The sequence below is a fragment of the Thermomicrobium sp. 4228-Ro genome, from assembly GCF_026241205.1.
In the GTDB taxonomy this organism is placed as follows: Bacteria; Chloroflexota; Chloroflexia; order Thermomicrobiales; family Thermomicrobiaceae; genus Thermomicrobium.
Map to the genome: position 1 here is coordinate 172840 of NZ_JAPFQM010000001.1, position 14244 is coordinate 187083.

The following is a 14244-nucleotide window of genomic DNA, read 5'->3' on the forward strand; positions in this document are numbered from 1 at the left end:
CGATTACCTGACCGCCTTCGTTCGGTTGGCATCGTGATCCCAGCCGCAGCGCGCTCGCCAGACAAATCCCCACAGTGCCAGCAGCTGAATACTCAAGTGGAGTTCGTGGAGATTCTCGACCAGATTGTGCACAGCGACGGCAGCCGTCGCGGCTAGAGCACCCAGTGCCACCGCACGGTCGAAACCGAACGCTCGTCGCCGTACGACTGTCAGCATTGTCCACACAGCAGAAGCGAGCAGCGCCGAATAGACGAGAAAGCCGGGAAGTCCGAGCTCAGCCAAAACGTGCAGATAATAGTTGTGCGCATGACCGCGAGCGACAGGAAAGACCGGGTGCAGTGAGTAATCGGGAAACAGAACGCTGAAGTTTCCTGCACCGACACCGGTAAGCGGATGATCCAGAAACATGTTCCAGGCAGCTTGCCAGTGCACCATCCGTTCGACAACGGCCCAATTGTTCGCTGTCAGCTGCACGTCACGGACGTCGAACGGTCGCGCCTGCGTCACCAGCTGGACTGCCCGCTCACGAACCGGCTCCGGCAGCTGTTGCCAGCCACCGGTGAGAAGAACGATCGCCCCGATGACGACAACAGCCACCCCGACGCGGCGGACGGTCGCGGGGGCAAAAAGAAGCAACGCCGCCAATCCCCCCAGTGTCCCGACCCACGCTCCTCGAGAAAAGCTCAACAAGATCCCCGCCAAACTCGCCAGAACTCCGGTCGCCAGCACGATCAGTAGTAGACCGTGCAGGATGAGCCGACGTCGGGTACCGGCCGCAGCGACGAACCCGCGCCAGCGGACGCGACGATACCTGCGAAGGAACGTCGCACACGCTCGTACGTTCCACAACGCGAGCGGCAGCAGCCAGAGCCCGACCATTTCCAGGTACCCACCGTACGGGTTCGGTTGCCCGAAGGTCCCGTACGCACGATAGATTCCAGCTGCCACGGCAAAACTCGGGGGAGCCAGGCCCAGCGCACTCTGTACCGTTCCGAAGGCCACTTCGCCGACTGCTGCGATCGCGAGCCCTGCCGCCAGCAGCAGGACACTCCTCCGCGAAACCATCAGATGAATCACTGCGAGAAAAGCGACGAGCGCACCACCCCAGCGATAGATCGTCGCGACGCCGAAAAGGACGTTGCTAGCGACCGACAACGAAAGCACTTGTACCAATAGGAAGATCGTCAGCATTCGTGCGGTGAGCGGAAAGTGCACACGTGCACGTCGGCTCAGCAGGACGAGCGGAAGGAGGAATCCGGTTCCTGCTAATGCAAGTTGCGTCGCTGTCAATCCGATCGTTCCGACTGGGATACGGACGACATCTTGCGCAGGAACGGACAAGACGAGCCCGAGTGGAGCCAGCACGGGAACCGCGAGCGTCGCGAGTCCGGCGAACGCAGCCACGACCAGTCCGACTCCGATCGGTGCCGGAACCCAGACCACGATCAGCGCGAGCACGACGCCAGCAGCAATGGCAGCTGCTGACACGTTCTGGGGTGCTACCCTCGTGAACGGCGAAACCTCATGCATCGCGCACCGTCGTGCTGGAGAGTATGCGCCGGAAGTATCGGATCGTCTCTGTCATGCCTTCTTCCAGTGACACGACCGGTTCCCAGCCGAGTAGTTCGCGCGCCCGGCGAATGTCTGGGCAACGCCGCGTCGGATCGTCCGGGCGAGGAGGGCGGTAAATGAGCGGAGCCTTCGAACCGGTCAACCGAAGGATCAACTGCGCGAGCTCGAGGATCGTCCGTTCGTCCGGATTCCCCAGGTTCACGATCGACCCGGCCAACCCATCTCGTTCCATCAACAAGCGCAAACCGCGCACCATGTCGGACACATAGCACAGCGCGCGGGTCTGCATTCCATCCCCGTAGATCTCCAGTGGTTCACCGGTCAAGGCTCGCACGATAAAGTTCGGTACGACACGCCCATCGTCCGGATCCATGCGTGGACCGTAGGTGTTGAAGATGCGCGCGATCCGCGCATCGACCCCGTACTCCCGAACGAACTCCATCGTCAGTGCTTCGCCGAACCGCTTCCCCTCGTCATAGCAACTGCGCGGTCCGACGGGATTGACATTCCCGTAATAGTCTTCCGATTGCGGATGGACGAGCGGATCACCGTACACTTCGGACGTCGAGGCGAAGACGAAGCGCGCACCGGATGCTCGTGCACACTCGAGCAAGCGCAGCGTCCCGATCGAGTTGACGAGCAATGTTTCGATAGGATGCCGGCGATAGCCGACCGGGCTCGCCGGGCTGGCTAGATGAAAGATGGCGTCAGCCGGGAGCAGTTCGATCGTCGCCACGTCCTGCTCGAGAAACCGGAAACGCGGGTGACCGAGAAGATGGACGATATTGTCCCTGCGACCGGTCAGCAGGTTATCGACGACGATGACCTCGAAACCGTCGGCGAGCAAATCCTCAGCGAGGTGCGAACCGATGAAGCCTGCACCACCTGACACCACAACGCGCACAGTCACCTCCTGCTTACGTCCGCCACGCTCGGAACCACGCGCGGCAGGTCAAGTATGACAGCGACAAGCCAGAACGAAAGCGCGAGATCGAGCGTGAAGTATCCGCGATCGACCAGCCCGTGCAGCACAGCGACGAGCAATCCGAAGCTCGCCGAAACCGTTATCGGGCCCGCCTCGACCCGAAGGCGTCGCACCAGGAGCCAGAGCGCGCACCCCACGAGTATCAGTCCAGCGACTCCCAACCGCACCCAGGCATCGAGGAAAAGATTGTGCGGGTGACTCGTGAATCGCTCCGGCCAGGCTACCGGCTCCACATAACGTGGTACATACTGGTACAGGTACTGATCGAGTCCCACGCCAGTCACTGGGTAGTCGGCCAGCATGACGGCAGTGCTCCGCCAAATGGCCAGTCGCAACGCCTCGCTCCCGGTACTGAGATCGGCCCGCAGGCGGTCAGGAAAGAGGAGGTAGCCGACCGCGAGCGCGACAGTCGCCAGCGCTGCCGACACGAATCCCACGCGCCGGTATCCAGCCACGACTGCCGCGACGACGCTCGCAATCGCCAGAGCAAGGAACGCGCCACGTGAGAACGTCAGCAGCGTGGTCAAACCGATCACGGCCGCGGCGACTGCCCACAATGCGCGTGGACGTCCGCGTACGAACAACGCGAGCGCGAGTGCCACGATCGCTGCCCGTTCGAGCGCGAGCGCTGCGGCATTCGGGTGCGGGTAGAACCCCTCGAGACGGCGCACACCGTCCACAGCGAGTCCACCACCAGCCAGCCACTCGACAAAACAGATAACACTCGCCACGGTCGTGGCTCCGATCCAGGCAGCGAGAAAACGGAGTCGGTCATCACCTCTCCGGCAGACCCAGAGGACCGCCGCATACCACATCACCGGTTCGAGGATGACCCAGCGCCACTCCCGGACGCTCTCGCGCCAGCGGTCGGGAGCCGCGATCACACCGAGCGACGCGGTACCGACGGCGAGAAGACCGATACCCAACGATGCGAAGGAGGCCGTTCGGGCGATCTCCCGAGCCTGGGCGACCTGCTGCAGCCAGTGCCGACGCCAGGCGAGGGACAGTCCCTCGCGGATCACTGTCCCGACTACAGCGATGCAGACGGCGAGTTCCGACACAGCAAATCGGGCAGAGCCGACGGTCACCTGCAGCGGTGTGAACGGTATCGCCATCGGGACGAGGAGCAGCACCGACGAGGGAAACAGGATCGCAAGCAGCACGAGTAGGCCGAGCACCAGCAAGGTCAATTCGATCGGGTGACGCGGCAAGAGCGCGACGAGCAACAGCACAGCGAGAATAGTCGCTGCGTTCGCAGCGCACTGGCTCTCGGTACGGCAGCCTCGCACCCGATCGAGCGCACCCCGGATCACGGGAGAGTACTCCCAAGGGTCCAGCCGAGAGCGTGAGCGAGGGCTCGCCACCAGCGAACCAACGCTGAGACGAGCGCGAGCAACCCCACGACGACCGGCCCAACCCATGCCCACCAGATACCTGGTTCACCTCCGACAACGATCGTACTCACCGCCAGTTCCGTCGCACCGATATTGCGTATTTCCACCGTGTGGACTCCCGGCTCGAGATCCTCAGCAACAGGAACTGTTACAACACGCGTCACCGAGCGCTCGAAATCCAACGTGACTTCCATGTCATGAGCCGACGAGATGTCCGCGGCATCGTGCCTGATGCGTACCCGAACTGGACCAGCGTCGGGGCCGACGCGCACCGTGAGTGCGAGCGACGTCCCGACAAAACGGAAGCGCAGCCGGTCATCGAGGCTGCGCGTCGCCAGGAAACGGTTGTCGCCAACCGTTTGTACTACCCAGTCACCGCTCGTTTCGACGCGCTCATCTGGTACGGACACCGTACCGGGTCGAATGACCGCTGCACTCGTATCCACATACACCGCGCTTTCGGTAGTCATGACTCGAGGCAGTACACTTAACCACCACACGAGTGCTGCCAGCAGTAGGACGACGCGGGCAGTCGCTTCCCACAGCGAGGGCCGTTCTCCACGCTGCCGCACCTCGTACTCAGCGGTGCTATCCTGCAACTGCATACGGTGGGCTACCTCCCGCCGTAGTGTAGCGTTTACGTCCGTGCTCGATCGAAGGGGAGTGACGGATGGAGGCTCAGCTCGGCGTCTTGGGTGGTAGCGGACTCTACCGAATGGCCGACCTTGAAGACGTCGAAGAGGTACGCATCACGACACCGTTCGGTGAACCGAGCGATACGATCACGATCGGTACCCTGCAAGGGCTACGCATCGCGTTCCTACCCCGGCATGGCCGAGCGCACCAGCATAGTCCCAGCCGCGTTCCTGCTCGCGCGAACTTTTGGGCGCTGAAGGCACTCGGCGTCCGCTGGGTGGTCTCGGTGAGCGCTGTCGGAAGTCTGCGTGAGGAAGTGCGCCCGCTCGACTTCGTCATACCGGATCAAGTGGTCGATCGCACGGTTCGACGGCCCCGTTCCTTCTTCGACGAGGAGGGCCCAGTCGTCCACGTCCCGCTCGACGAACCATTTTGCCCGGAACTCCGCGCTGCGCTGGTGCAGGCCGCGATCGCAGCCGGCCCACGGGTCCACGAGCGGGGCACTTATCTCTGCATCGAGGGTCCGCAATTCTCCACCAAGGCAGAGTCGCACCTCTACCGCTCCTGGGAAATGGATATCATCGGCATGACGGCCATGCCGGAGGTGCGGTTGGCGAGAGAAGCGGAACTCTGCTTCGCGATCCTCGCGCTCGTCACCGATTACGACGTGTGGCACACCGCCGAAGAACCGGTGAGCGTCTCTGTCGTACTCGAGCGACTCCACCAGAACGTCGAGGCCGCACAACGCACGTTGCGTGAGCTCATTCCCCGATTGGAGCAGCTCCCGGGAACCTGTGCGTGCTCGTCTGCCTTGCAAAACGCCATCGTGACCAGGCCAGAAGCGGTCCCGCGTGACGTTCGCGAGCGGTACGCCTTGCTTCTGGGCAAGTATCTACCAGTTGAATCATGAGTAGACTGCTGCGACCGCGGTGGCTCGAACTCCAGTTGCTCGTCGTTCCGGCAGCTGCATCGCTGGTCGGTTTGTTGACGATCTATCTCGCCCGGAACGGGCGTACGAGCTGGTCATGGGCAGATCTCACTGTCAGTTTGCTCTTCATCGGAGTAGTGTTTCTGACGCACTTCTGGCTGACCCTTCTGAGAGTACGCTCCGATGAACTCCTGCTGCCGATCGTCGTGATGCTCAGCTGCCTCGGACTGCTGTTGAGTCAGCGGCTCGGACCGGCGATTCCACACGGTGGAGTCTGGGCCTCGTTGAGTCAACGTCAGCTCGTGTACCTTCTGGTGGCCTTCCTCGCCCTCGGGACGACCGTCGGACTCGTGCGCCGATTCGAGGTCTTGAGACGGCTCCGCTACACGTGGGCCGTGACCGCTATCGCTTTGACGATCTTCACGATGCTCTTCGGTACCGATCTCGGATCCGGAGCCCGCTTGTGGATCGATCTGGGGCCGGTGACCGTTCAGCCCGGCGAAGTCGTCAAGGTCCTCCTCGTCCTGTTCTTGGCAGGGTATCTCGACGACCACCGGGAACTGATCGCGAGCAGCTACCGGGTCGGTCCGTTCCGCTTGCCGCCCTTACCGTACCTGATTCCGCTCGTGGTCATGTGGGGGCTTTCCGTTCTGGTCGTCGTACTGCAGAACGATTTGGGAAATGCGCTGCTTCTGTTCGGTATTTTCCTGGTCATGCTGTATGTCGTCTCCGGGCGATCGCTCTACGTCATCGCAGGTTCTCTCGCTTTTGCTGTGGCGGTCGCCATTGCCTTGCGCCTCTTTCCCCGGGTCGAGCAACGCGTGAGCATCTGGTTGAACCCCTGGTCAGATCCGACCGGCATCGGATTGCAGCCCGTACAGGCCGACCTCGCATTCGCGCATGGCCATCTGCTCGGCGCGGGTTGGGGTTTCGGGTATCCGCAAGCGATTCCGGTCGTAGCAACCGACTACGCCTTCGCAGCGATCGGGGAGGAGCTCGGTAGTCTCGGTAGCGTAGCAGTGATTGCCCTCTATCTTCTCCTCGTCATGCGAGGCTTGTTCATCGCTGTCCGGATCCGCAATAGCTACGTCCGCTTGCTGAGCGTTGGCCTCGTCACCGTCCTCGGCTTACAAGCACTCATCATCCTGGCCGGTAATGTTCGACTCTTGCCACTCACCGGCATCACGCTGCCGTTCATCAGTGCGGGCGGGAGCTCGCTCATCACCAACTTCGTCATCATCGGCCTCTTGCTTCGCGCAAGTGAATTCGCACGGGATTGAACTGTGATGTGGACGATTCTTCGGCCTGCCACCTTCATTGCAACGCTCCTGCTCATCGCCTACGGGGTAGCCATCACAGAGGACCGTGCCGATCCGCGCTGGCTCCTCGTTCTCAGCGTGATCGCTGTCCTGTGGTACGTCGCGCTCCGAACGCAGTTCAGTGCGCGGCTCGCGCGGAACGCTGCTCCGCTGATCCATGTCGCCCTGGTGCTATGCATCGGTTTTGGACTCGTGACAGTGCAGGTACTGCGAGCACAACTCCTCGACCGAGACCGCATTCTGGCTCGAGCAGGGAATCCAGCCAGTGGTGTCGTCGATATCCGCCGATACGTGAGCGACCGACGCACAGAACGGGGACGCATTCTTTTCCGTGACGGCACGGTCATCGCACGCGATATCGTCCGTTCCGATGGAACGCGTGCACGCATCTACGAGGGAGTCGGCGCCTATCTGGCCGGATACTACTCGCCAGCGCTGTTCGGTGCTTCCGGCATCGAAGCTCGTTACGATGACACCCTGTCTGGCCATGCCGCGCTGACCTGGCAAACCTGGTTGGACGGCGTACTCCACCGGAACCAGCGTGGCAACGACGTCATTTTGAGCGTCGATCCGCGGCTTCAGGAACTCGGGCAGTCTCTCCTCGGTGACCGTTCAGGCGGCGCCGTCCTGTTGGACGCGAATTCGGGTGCTGTCCTCGCACTCGTCACTTCTCCCGGGTACGATCCCAATCGCCTGAGCGTTCCGCTCGGTGCATCGAAGGAGGAGGTCGAAGGCGCGCGCAGCTACTTCGACGCCTTGCAAGCCGACGGACGCGGTCCGCTGGTGCTGCGTCCGATTCAAGGACTCTATGTCCCAGGGTCGACGTTCAAGACCGTGACCGCCGCGGCTGCGTTCGAGTTCGGGATGGCCCGGCCTGATACGGTTTACCGCGACGATGGTGCACTGGCGATCGACTCACGCATCATCATCGAACAGAACCGGCCAGATCCCAATCGGGTCAGCTACACCCTTCAGGAAGGCTATGGCTACTCCCTCAATGTGGTCTTCGCCCAAGTGGGCCTTCAGGTCGGCGCACAGCGCCTCGAGCAAATGGCCCGTGCGCTGGGATTCGGGGAAGCGATTCCGTTCGATTTGCCGGTCGTGCCGAGCCAGCTCGCTCGCTCCCCGGACTTTCTAACGAGCCAGGCCGGCATCGCGGAAACGGCCTTCGGGCAAGGCCAGTTGCTGGTCACGCCGATGCAGATGGCGCTCGTTGCCGCCGCAGTCGTCCGGGACGGTACGATTCCGCAGCCATATCTCGTGGAGGAAATCCGCCGTCCGGACGGTACGACTGTGCGGCGCCATCAGCCGGTGACATGGCGACGGGCGTTCAGCGACAGTACGGCGCAGGCCTTGCGGGACGTCATGGTCTGGTCAGTGGAGCACGGATACGCGAGTGGCGCACGCATCGAGGGTGCTGTCGTCGGCGGCAAAACCGGTACGGCCGAAGTTGGCAGCGGCGCTCCGCATGCGTGGTTCCTCGGGTTCGCCGAACGCGGTGACAAACGGATCGTAGTGGCAGTCGTCGTCGAGCACGGCGGCTCCGGCGCGCAGGTGGCCCTTCCGATCGGTCGCGCGTTGCTCGATGCGGCCCTCACGGGAGGATGAGCGGCCCAGCGGCTGCCATTTTTGGTATACTTGTTCGGGTTAATCGACAGGGGGTAGCGTGCCGGTTCTGGTGACGCGGCAGACATTCGAGCGTCTGGTCGCGGAAGTTCTCGAGACCCTACCGGAACCGTTTCGGCGAGCGCTCGACAATGTCACGATCGTGATCGAACGGGAACCAGGCATTCGCCATCGCCGACTGGTTGGGACGCGTGGTCGTACCCTTTTCGGGCTCTACGAAGGCGTACCTCTCCCGGCGCGGACGAGTGCCTACAACATGGTCACACCGGATGTCATCACGCTATTTCAAGGGCCGCTCTGTCGAGCAGCACGGAACAGGGCAGAGCTCGCTCGCCTGGTACGCGAGACTGTTCTGCACGAGATCGCGCACTATTTCGGCATCAGCGACGAGCGACTCCAGGAGATGGGGCGCTACTGAACGGCGGGAGAAGAGTGGGAACTGTATCGCCGCGATCGGTCCGCGAGCAAACACCGGCAGGCGTCATCGAGACGCTCGGTACGGCATTTACGATTCTGAATCGACGCCCGTACTTGATTGTCGGCGTCATGGCATTGGACATTCTCCTTTGGTTGGGTCCCCGGCTACCGGCCGGTACCGTGACACGATCGCTCAGCGATGTCTTGATTCGAGTTGGGGCACTGCCGCCGGACCAGCAATCGGCCTTGCAGAGCCTCGGCGAGCAATTCGACCTCCTGATGTTATTGGTTAGTTTCCTGCCCAGTCTCGTATCGGCACTGGGACCGGACACGTTCGCCCTACCGTACGATCCGATCGTCATCGGTCTCTCGCTCCCGACTGCAGTGCTCGGGGGATCGGTTCTCTTTGCACTCGGCATCGTGGTCAGTATGGCGTACTGGACGTTGCTGGCAGACGTCGTCCGCGGCGAACGATTTCGATCGCGCCGCTATGGGCGCGCCGTACTGCGGAATGCGGGAGCGATGCTGGCCTATCTCGGTCTGTTGTTTCTCGGAGCGGTGGGCCTCTCCGTCGTCACCAGCATGGTGCTGCTGGCTGCCGCGATGACCGGACTGGAACCGGTCGTGACTGAATCGTTGTTGTTCTTCGCGTTGCTGGGAGCACTTGCTTTTTATTTCGCCACGTTCTTCGTCGAGGACGCGATCGTGATGAGTGGGGCTGGACCCTTTCGCTCGGCGCTGTATAGTCTCGGAATTCTTCGCGTTACGTTCTGGCCTGCAGTACGCTTCATCGTTGCGGTATCCATGATTCAACTCGGATTACCGCTCGCTTTGCGCGTGTTCACGACGAATGCGCTGGCTGTCCCGTTCGCTCTCCTGAGCTATGCCTATGTCGCAACCGGCCTGATGCTGGCGAGTCTCTTGTTCTATCGGGATCGTATCGTGCACGTACTTCGCCGAGAAGGACCACGGGCAACACGCGAGAGGGTAGAGGAACGGCAACGATGACCAAGACGAACCCGCGGTATGACGCGAGTGCGATTCAAGTACTGGAAGGACTCGAGGCAGTCCGCCGGCGTCCTGGCATGTACATCGGCAGCACCGACGTCCGGGGACTGCACCATCTGGTCTATGAGATCGTGGATAACAGTGTCGACGAGGCTCTCGCCGGATTCTGTGACCGGATCGATGTGACCATCCACGCTGACGGTTCCGTACGCGTGCGCGACAACGGTCGCGGGATCCCCGTCGACATTCATCCCAAGGTCGGCAAGTCGGCACTCGAGGTCATCATGACGACGCTCCACGCCGGCGGGAAGTTCGGTGGCGGTGGATACAAGGTTTCGGGCGGTTTGCATGGCGTCGGTGCGTCAGTCGTCAATGCACTGTCGGAGTGGCTGGAGGTCACGGTCCGGCGCGACGGGAAGATCTATCGACAGCGGTACGAGCGAGGGGTCCCGACGACGCCAGTCGAGGTCATCGGGGAGACCGAAGTCGACGATCACGGAACGGAAACCGTTTTCCTTCCCGATCGGCAGATTTTCCGCTCGCTGGACTATCAAGCAGACGTGCTCTTGCAGCGGTTTCGCGAAATCGCGTACCTGACGAGCGGCCTTACCATTCACTTCGTCGATGAGCGGACCGATACGGAAATGACGTTCTCCTTCGAGGGCGGGATCGTCTCCTTCGTGCGACACCTCAACCGGATGAAGGAAGTCTTGCAACCGCAGCCGTTCTACGTGAAACGCGAAGTGAACGGTTGTCTCGTCGAGGTCGCGATCCAGTATACCGATGGTTTCGCTGAGTCCACGCATGCCTTCGCTAACAATATCAACACCATCGACGGTGGCACACACGTCACGGGCTTCAAAGCTGCACTCACGCGCGCGATCAACGAGTACGCCCGGCGGCATGGACTCCTCAAGGAGAACGATCCCAACTTGAGTGGTGAAGACGTTCGCGAGGGACTGACTGCAATCATCTCAGTCATGCTCCCCGAACCACAATTCGAGGGGCAAACCAAGGCGAAGCTGGGCAACGCCGAAGTCGCCGGTATCGTACAGTCGGTCGTCTACGAGTCGTTCACGGGCTATCTGGAAGAAAATCCGACGATCGCACGTCGCATCATCGAAAAGTGTCTGACGGCAGCACGGGCGCGCGAAGCTGCACGAAAGGCTCGCGAACTGGTCCAACGCAAGGGAGCCCTGGACACGTTCAGTCTACCCGGCAAGCTCGCCGACTGCACCGAGCGCGATCCGGCGAAAGCGGAACTGTACATCGTCGAGGGCGACTCGGCTGGTGGTTCAGCCAAGCAGGGACGAGACCGCCGTTTTCAAGCTGTCCTTCCGCTTCGAGGCAAAATCCTGAACGTCGAGAAGGCGCGTCTGGACCGCATGCTGCACAACGAAGAAATCCGCGCGCTCATCACCGCGCTCGGGACCGGCATCGGTGACCAGTACGATCGGTCGAAACTGCGCTACCATCGGATCATCCTTATGACCGACGCCGATGTCGACGGTGCTCATATCCGGACGCTGCTCTTGACCTTTTTCTTCCGCTATCTCGAGGGACTGATCGTCGATGGACATCTGTACATCGCCCAGCCCCCGCTCTATCGACTCCAGAGCGGGAAGGAGGTGTACTACGTGTACTCGGACGAGGAGCGCGATGCCATCCTCAACCGCGGCGACGGCAAGTCGTGGGACGTCCAGCGTTACAAGGGTCTGGGAGAGATGAACCCGGAGCAGCTTTGGGAGACCACGATGGACCCAGCTCGCCGAACGCTCCTCCAGGTCACGATCGAGGATGCGGTCAAGGCGGACGAGACGTTCAATATGCTCATGGGCTCAGCTGTTCCTCCACGGAAGCGGTTCATTCAGGCACACGCCCGCGAGGTGCGCAACCTGGATATCTAACAGGGGTGAACGCCCGAAAGCCGAGGCGGATTCCCGCCTCGGCTCCACCCGAGCATAGTCTGCCCTGGGAGGGTTCTAACGACCAGCGACAGCCCGCTTGAGCTGCGTGCCAGGCCGGAAGCTGGGGCTCTTGCGCGCTGGAATCTCGATCGGCTCATTGGTGCGGGGATTGCGTCCCCGACGGCGCGCACGCTCGCTGACGCGGAACGTTCCGAAGCCAGCGATGCTCACTTCCTCACCTTTGGCGAGCGCCTCTTGGATCGTCTGGAAGACGGCATTCACGATCGGCGCAACCTGGCTCTGCCGAGCATTCGTCCGGTCCGCTACCGCCTTGATGAGATCGCTTTTCCGCATGGCTCAACCCCCTTGTCGACCTTCCCAATCCCTGATCCCTACCAGAGATCACCGTCACTATAGCACGAGCTGCGAATTTTGCAAGAGGGGTGAGGCTACTCTCGGGTAGTGGCTTGTCGGGAAGCGTTGCGCCGTTGTCGCGCAGCCTCGAACAGAATGATCGATCCGGCAACCGCTGCGTTCAACGACTCCAGGCCGCCGCGCAAGGGAATGGCGACACGGTGGGTCGCGACGCGCTCAACTATTTCGCTCGTCCCATGTGCCTCGCTGCCGATGGCCAAGAGCGAGGGAGCAGTCCAGTCGACATCGTCGTAGGAGAGGCGAGCGCGTGGATCGGCGACGACCCATTGGACGACGGAACGGCCGACTTCGTGCAAACCGTCCGGTGTGAGCTCCTGAATCGGTAGACGGAAGTGCGCCCCAGCAGCAGCCCGTACGACTTTCGGGTTGTACGGATCGACCGTTCCGGGCATGAGCAGTACCGCGTGCGCACCTGCTCCGAGCGCTGAACGCAGTAGCGTCCCCAAGTTCCCAGGATCCTGCAGGCGATCGAGAAGCAACAGCAATGCGTGTTCTCGCTCGGGGAGACGAAACGGTAGTCGCGGCATCGGAAAGACGGCCAGCACCGCTTGTGGAGTCACCGTTTCCGCAATGTACTCGAGCACTTCCTCACTGATCGGCACGAGGCGAACACCCAGTTCCTGTACGCGTTCCACGATGCGCGCCTCGAGCGGCCCACAACGGGATGGAGCGTAATACAGCATCTGTGGTCGAGCCCCAGCGCTCAGTGCATCCGCGATGAGACGCGGTCCCTCTACGACAAACGCCCGCTCTCGCTCGCGCACTCGGCGCTCTCGCAGAGAACGGGCGAACTGAACGAGCGGATGCCTTCGACTCGTGATGACAGCACTCACAGGGCCTGGCGTGCCACCTCGACGAGGCGACCGAACGCGGCCGGATCATGAACGGCGATGTCAGCGAGCATCTTGCGGTCGATTTCGACGCCAGCTCGCTTCAAGCCATGAATGAAATCGCGATAGGGTAAGCCGTGTTGCCGAGCAGCGGCGTTGATCCGCATGATCCAGAGGCGTCGGAACTCGCGTTTCCTCGCTCGGCGATCTCGGTACTGGTAGCGCAAGGCCTTGAGAACCGCTTCGTTCGCATGCCGATAGAGCTTACTGCGCCCGAGCTGATACCCCTTGGCGAGCTCCAGAATCTTCTTGTGACGTCGATGTTTGGTGACCCCACGCTTGACACGAACCATCGTACTTCCTCATCCCCCCGCTGGTCACCAGGCATACGGCAACAGCGGCCGAATGCGGTGCACATCCGATGGATGGACCGGAACCATCTTGTCGAAAGAACGCCGGACCCGCGGTGCCTTCTTCAGGCGGTTATGGTTCCGGGCATTGCGCATGCGTAGCACTTTGCCGGAGCCAGTAATCTTGAAGCGCTTGGCCGCCGCCTTCTTCGTCTTCACCTTCGGCATGTCATCGCTCCTGTTCTGCTTCAGTAGGCCGTGTCAGATCACTCCGCCCGGGAGCCAGCACCATCACCAGTGTTCGCCCCTCGAGATGCGGTGCCTGTTCGACGATCGCTTTCGATCCGAGCGAATCGAGCACGCGCTGAAGCACTCGCTCGCCGAGTTCCTGGTACACGATCTCCCGGCCACGGAACAACACCGACACTTTCACTTTCGCCCCATCAGCGAGAAATTGCTGCATTTGCCGCACCTTCGTCTCGAGGTCGTGCGTGTCGATCCGTGGTCGCAGGCGGATCTCCTTGACTTCGATCGTCTTCTGGCGCTTGCGCGACTCCCGCTCGCGACGGCTCTCTTCATACCGGTACTTGCCATAATCCATAATTCGGCAGACCGGTGGGTGGGCGTTCGGCTGAACTTCGACAAGGTCGAGGCCCCGCTCGCGGGCGAGTCGTAACGCCTCTTCGGTCCGGAAAATTCCGAGATTCTTGCCGGTCTCGTCGATCACGCGGACTTCCGGTACCCGGATCCGCTCGTTCACGCGCAACGGTCGTGTGGTACTGATCGTGACCCTCCTCGTTTCGAGGTCAGAGCCATACTTCCCCGTCGCCACGGTCG

Annotated in this window: 15 protein-coding genes; 6 read left to right on the top strand and 9 right to left on the bottom strand. The window is 61.7% G+C overall.

All coding sequences use genetic code 11. From position 1 onward, the window contains the following. Nucleotides 1-3: 3 nt before the first annotated feature. The 4 genes from OO015_RS00980 to OO015_RS00995 are packed head-to-tail and all read right to left on the bottom strand — an operon-like array spanning nt 4 to nt 4556. The gene (locus OO015_RS00980) at nt 4-1530 is read right to left on the bottom strand and encodes an O-antigen ligase family protein (protein ID WP_265938911.1); all 1527 of its coding nucleotides are present in this window, start codon (nt 1528-1530) and stop codon (nt 4-6) included. Beyond that, entirely contained in the window at nt 1523-2476 is a 954-nt protein-coding gene (locus OO015_RS00985; RefSeq protein WP_265938913.1) for a UDP-glucuronic acid decarboxylase family protein, read from the bottom strand. The genes OO015_RS00980 and OO015_RS00985 overlap by 8 nt, the downstream gene beginning before the upstream one ends. A gap of 2 nt (nt 2477-2478) precedes the next feature. Then, entirely contained in the window at nt 2479-3870 is a 1392-nt protein-coding gene (locus OO015_RS00990; RefSeq protein ID WP_265938915.1) for an O-antigen ligase family protein, read from the bottom strand. Continuing rightward, on the bottom strand, nt 3867-4556 hold the full coding sequence (locus OO015_RS00995) for a hypothetical protein (RefSeq protein ID WP_265938917.1): 690 nt from the start codon (nt 4554-4556) through the stop codon (nt 3867-3869). Before OO015_RS00995 ends, OO015_RS00990 begins: the two co-directional genes overlap by 4 nt. A gap of 65 nt (nt 4557-4621) precedes the next feature. On the opposite strand from OO015_RS00995, the gene mtnP reads away from it, so the two are divergent. Genes mtnP through gyrB form a run of 6 tightly spaced genes read left to right on the top strand, consistent with a single transcriptional unit; the run spans nt 4622 to nt 11792 of the window. Next, entirely contained in the window at nt 4622-5497 is an 876-nt protein-coding gene (mtnP, locus tag OO015_RS01000) for an S-methyl-5'-thioadenosine phosphorylase (protein ID WP_265938919.1), read from the top strand. Next, nucleotides 5494-6795, top strand: a complete 1302-nt coding sequence (locus tag OO015_RS01005) for an FtsW/RodA/SpoVE family cell cycle protein (protein ID WP_265938921.1) — start codon at nt 5494-5496, stop codon at nt 6793-6795. The genes mtnP and OO015_RS01005 overlap by 4 nt, the downstream gene beginning before the upstream one ends. A gap of 6 nt (nt 6796-6801) precedes the next feature. Beyond that, nucleotides 6802-8442: a peptidoglycan D,D-transpeptidase FtsI family protein gene (locus OO015_RS01010; protein WP_265938923.1), complete on the top strand. Its 1641-nt coding sequence runs from the start codon at nt 6802-6804 to the stop codon at nt 8440-8442. 58 nt (nt 8443-8500) lie between these two features. Further along, nucleotides 8501-8878, top strand: coding sequence for a metallopeptidase family protein (locus OO015_RS01015; protein ID WP_265938924.1), 378 nt, complete (start codon nt 8501-8503; stop codon nt 8876-8878). A 14-nt stretch (nt 8879-8892) separates the two neighbouring features. Beyond that, complete coding sequence (locus tag OO015_RS01020; RefSeq protein ID WP_265938926.1) at nt 8893-9885, top strand: hypothetical protein; 993 nt, start codon at nt 8893-8895, stop codon at nt 9883-9885. Further along, entirely contained in the window at nt 9882-11792 is a 1911-nt protein-coding gene (gene gyrB, locus OO015_RS01025; protein ID WP_265938928.1) for a DNA topoisomerase (ATP-hydrolyzing) subunit B, read from the top strand. Before OO015_RS01020 ends, gyrB begins: the two co-directional genes overlap by 4 nt. Nucleotides 11793-11867: 75 nt before the next feature. On the opposite strand, the gene OO015_RS01030 is transcribed toward gyrB, so the two are convergent. From OO015_RS01030 to infC, 5 genes are all read right to left on the bottom strand, one after another. Continuing rightward, nucleotides 11868-12146 carry an HU family DNA-binding protein gene (locus OO015_RS01030; RefSeq protein ID WP_265938930.1) on the bottom strand — a complete coding sequence of 93 codons (279 nt, stop codon included), beginning with the start codon at nt 12144-12146 and terminating at the stop codon, nt 11868-11870. Nucleotides 12147-12241: 95 nt separating this feature from the next. Beyond that, nucleotides 12242-13060, bottom strand: coding sequence for a TrmH family RNA methyltransferase (locus OO015_RS01035; RefSeq protein WP_416236559.1), 819 nt, complete (start codon nt 13058-13060; stop codon nt 12242-12244). Beyond that, complete coding sequence (gene rplT / locus OO015_RS01040) at nt 13057-13410, bottom strand: 50S ribosomal protein L20 (protein ID WP_265938934.1); 354 nt, start codon at nt 13408-13410, stop codon at nt 13057-13059. The genes OO015_RS01035 and rplT overlap by 4 nt, the downstream gene beginning before the upstream one ends. 24 nt (nt 13411-13434) lie before the next feature. Beyond that, complete coding sequence (rpmI, locus tag OO015_RS01045; RefSeq protein WP_265938936.1) at nt 13435-13635, bottom strand: 50S ribosomal protein L35; 201 nt, start codon at nt 13633-13635, stop codon at nt 13435-13437. Between the two features lies 1 nt (nt 13636). After that, complete coding sequence (gene infC, locus OO015_RS01050) at nt 13637-14167, bottom strand: translation initiation factor IF-3 (protein WP_323053836.1); 531 nt, start codon at nt 14165-14167, stop codon at nt 13637-13639. Between the last annotated feature and the right edge of the window lie 77 nt (nt 14168-14244).

Excerpts from the sequence above, each read along its gene's own strand:
- mtnP (WP_265938919.1), top strand. The coding sequence starts at position 4,622 with ATGGAGGCTCAGCTCGGCGTCTTGGGTGGTAGCGGACTCTACCGAATG.
- rpmI (WP_265938936.1), bottom strand. The coding sequence starts at position 13,635 with ATGCCGAAGGTGAAGACGAAGAAGGCGGCGGCCAAGCGCTTCAAGATT.
- rplT (WP_265938934.1), bottom strand. The coding sequence starts at position 13,410 with ATGGTTCGTGTCAAGCGTGGGGTCACCAAACATCGACGTCACAAGAAG.
- OO015_RS00980 (WP_265938911.1), bottom strand. The coding sequence starts at position 1,530 with ATGCATGAGGTTTCGCCGTTCACGAGGGTAGCACCCCAGAACGTGTCA.
- OO015_RS00995 (WP_265938917.1), bottom strand. The coding sequence starts at position 4,556 with ATGCAGTTGCAGGATAGCACCGCTGAGTACGAGGTGCGGCAGCGTGGA.
- gyrB (WP_265938928.1), top strand. The coding sequence starts at position 9,882 with ATGACCAAGACGAACCCGCGGTATGACGCGAGTGCGATTCAAGTACTG.
- OO015_RS01030 (WP_265938930.1), bottom strand. The coding sequence starts at position 12,146 with ATGCGGAAAAGCGATCTCATCAAGGCGGTAGCGGACCGGACGAATGCT.
- OO015_RS01005 (WP_265938921.1), top strand. The coding sequence starts at position 5,494 with ATGAGTAGACTGCTGCGACCGCGGTGGCTCGAACTCCAGTTGCTCGTC.
- OO015_RS01010 (WP_265938923.1), top strand. The coding sequence starts at position 6,802 with ATGTGGACGATTCTTCGGCCTGCCACCTTCATTGCAACGCTCCTGCTC.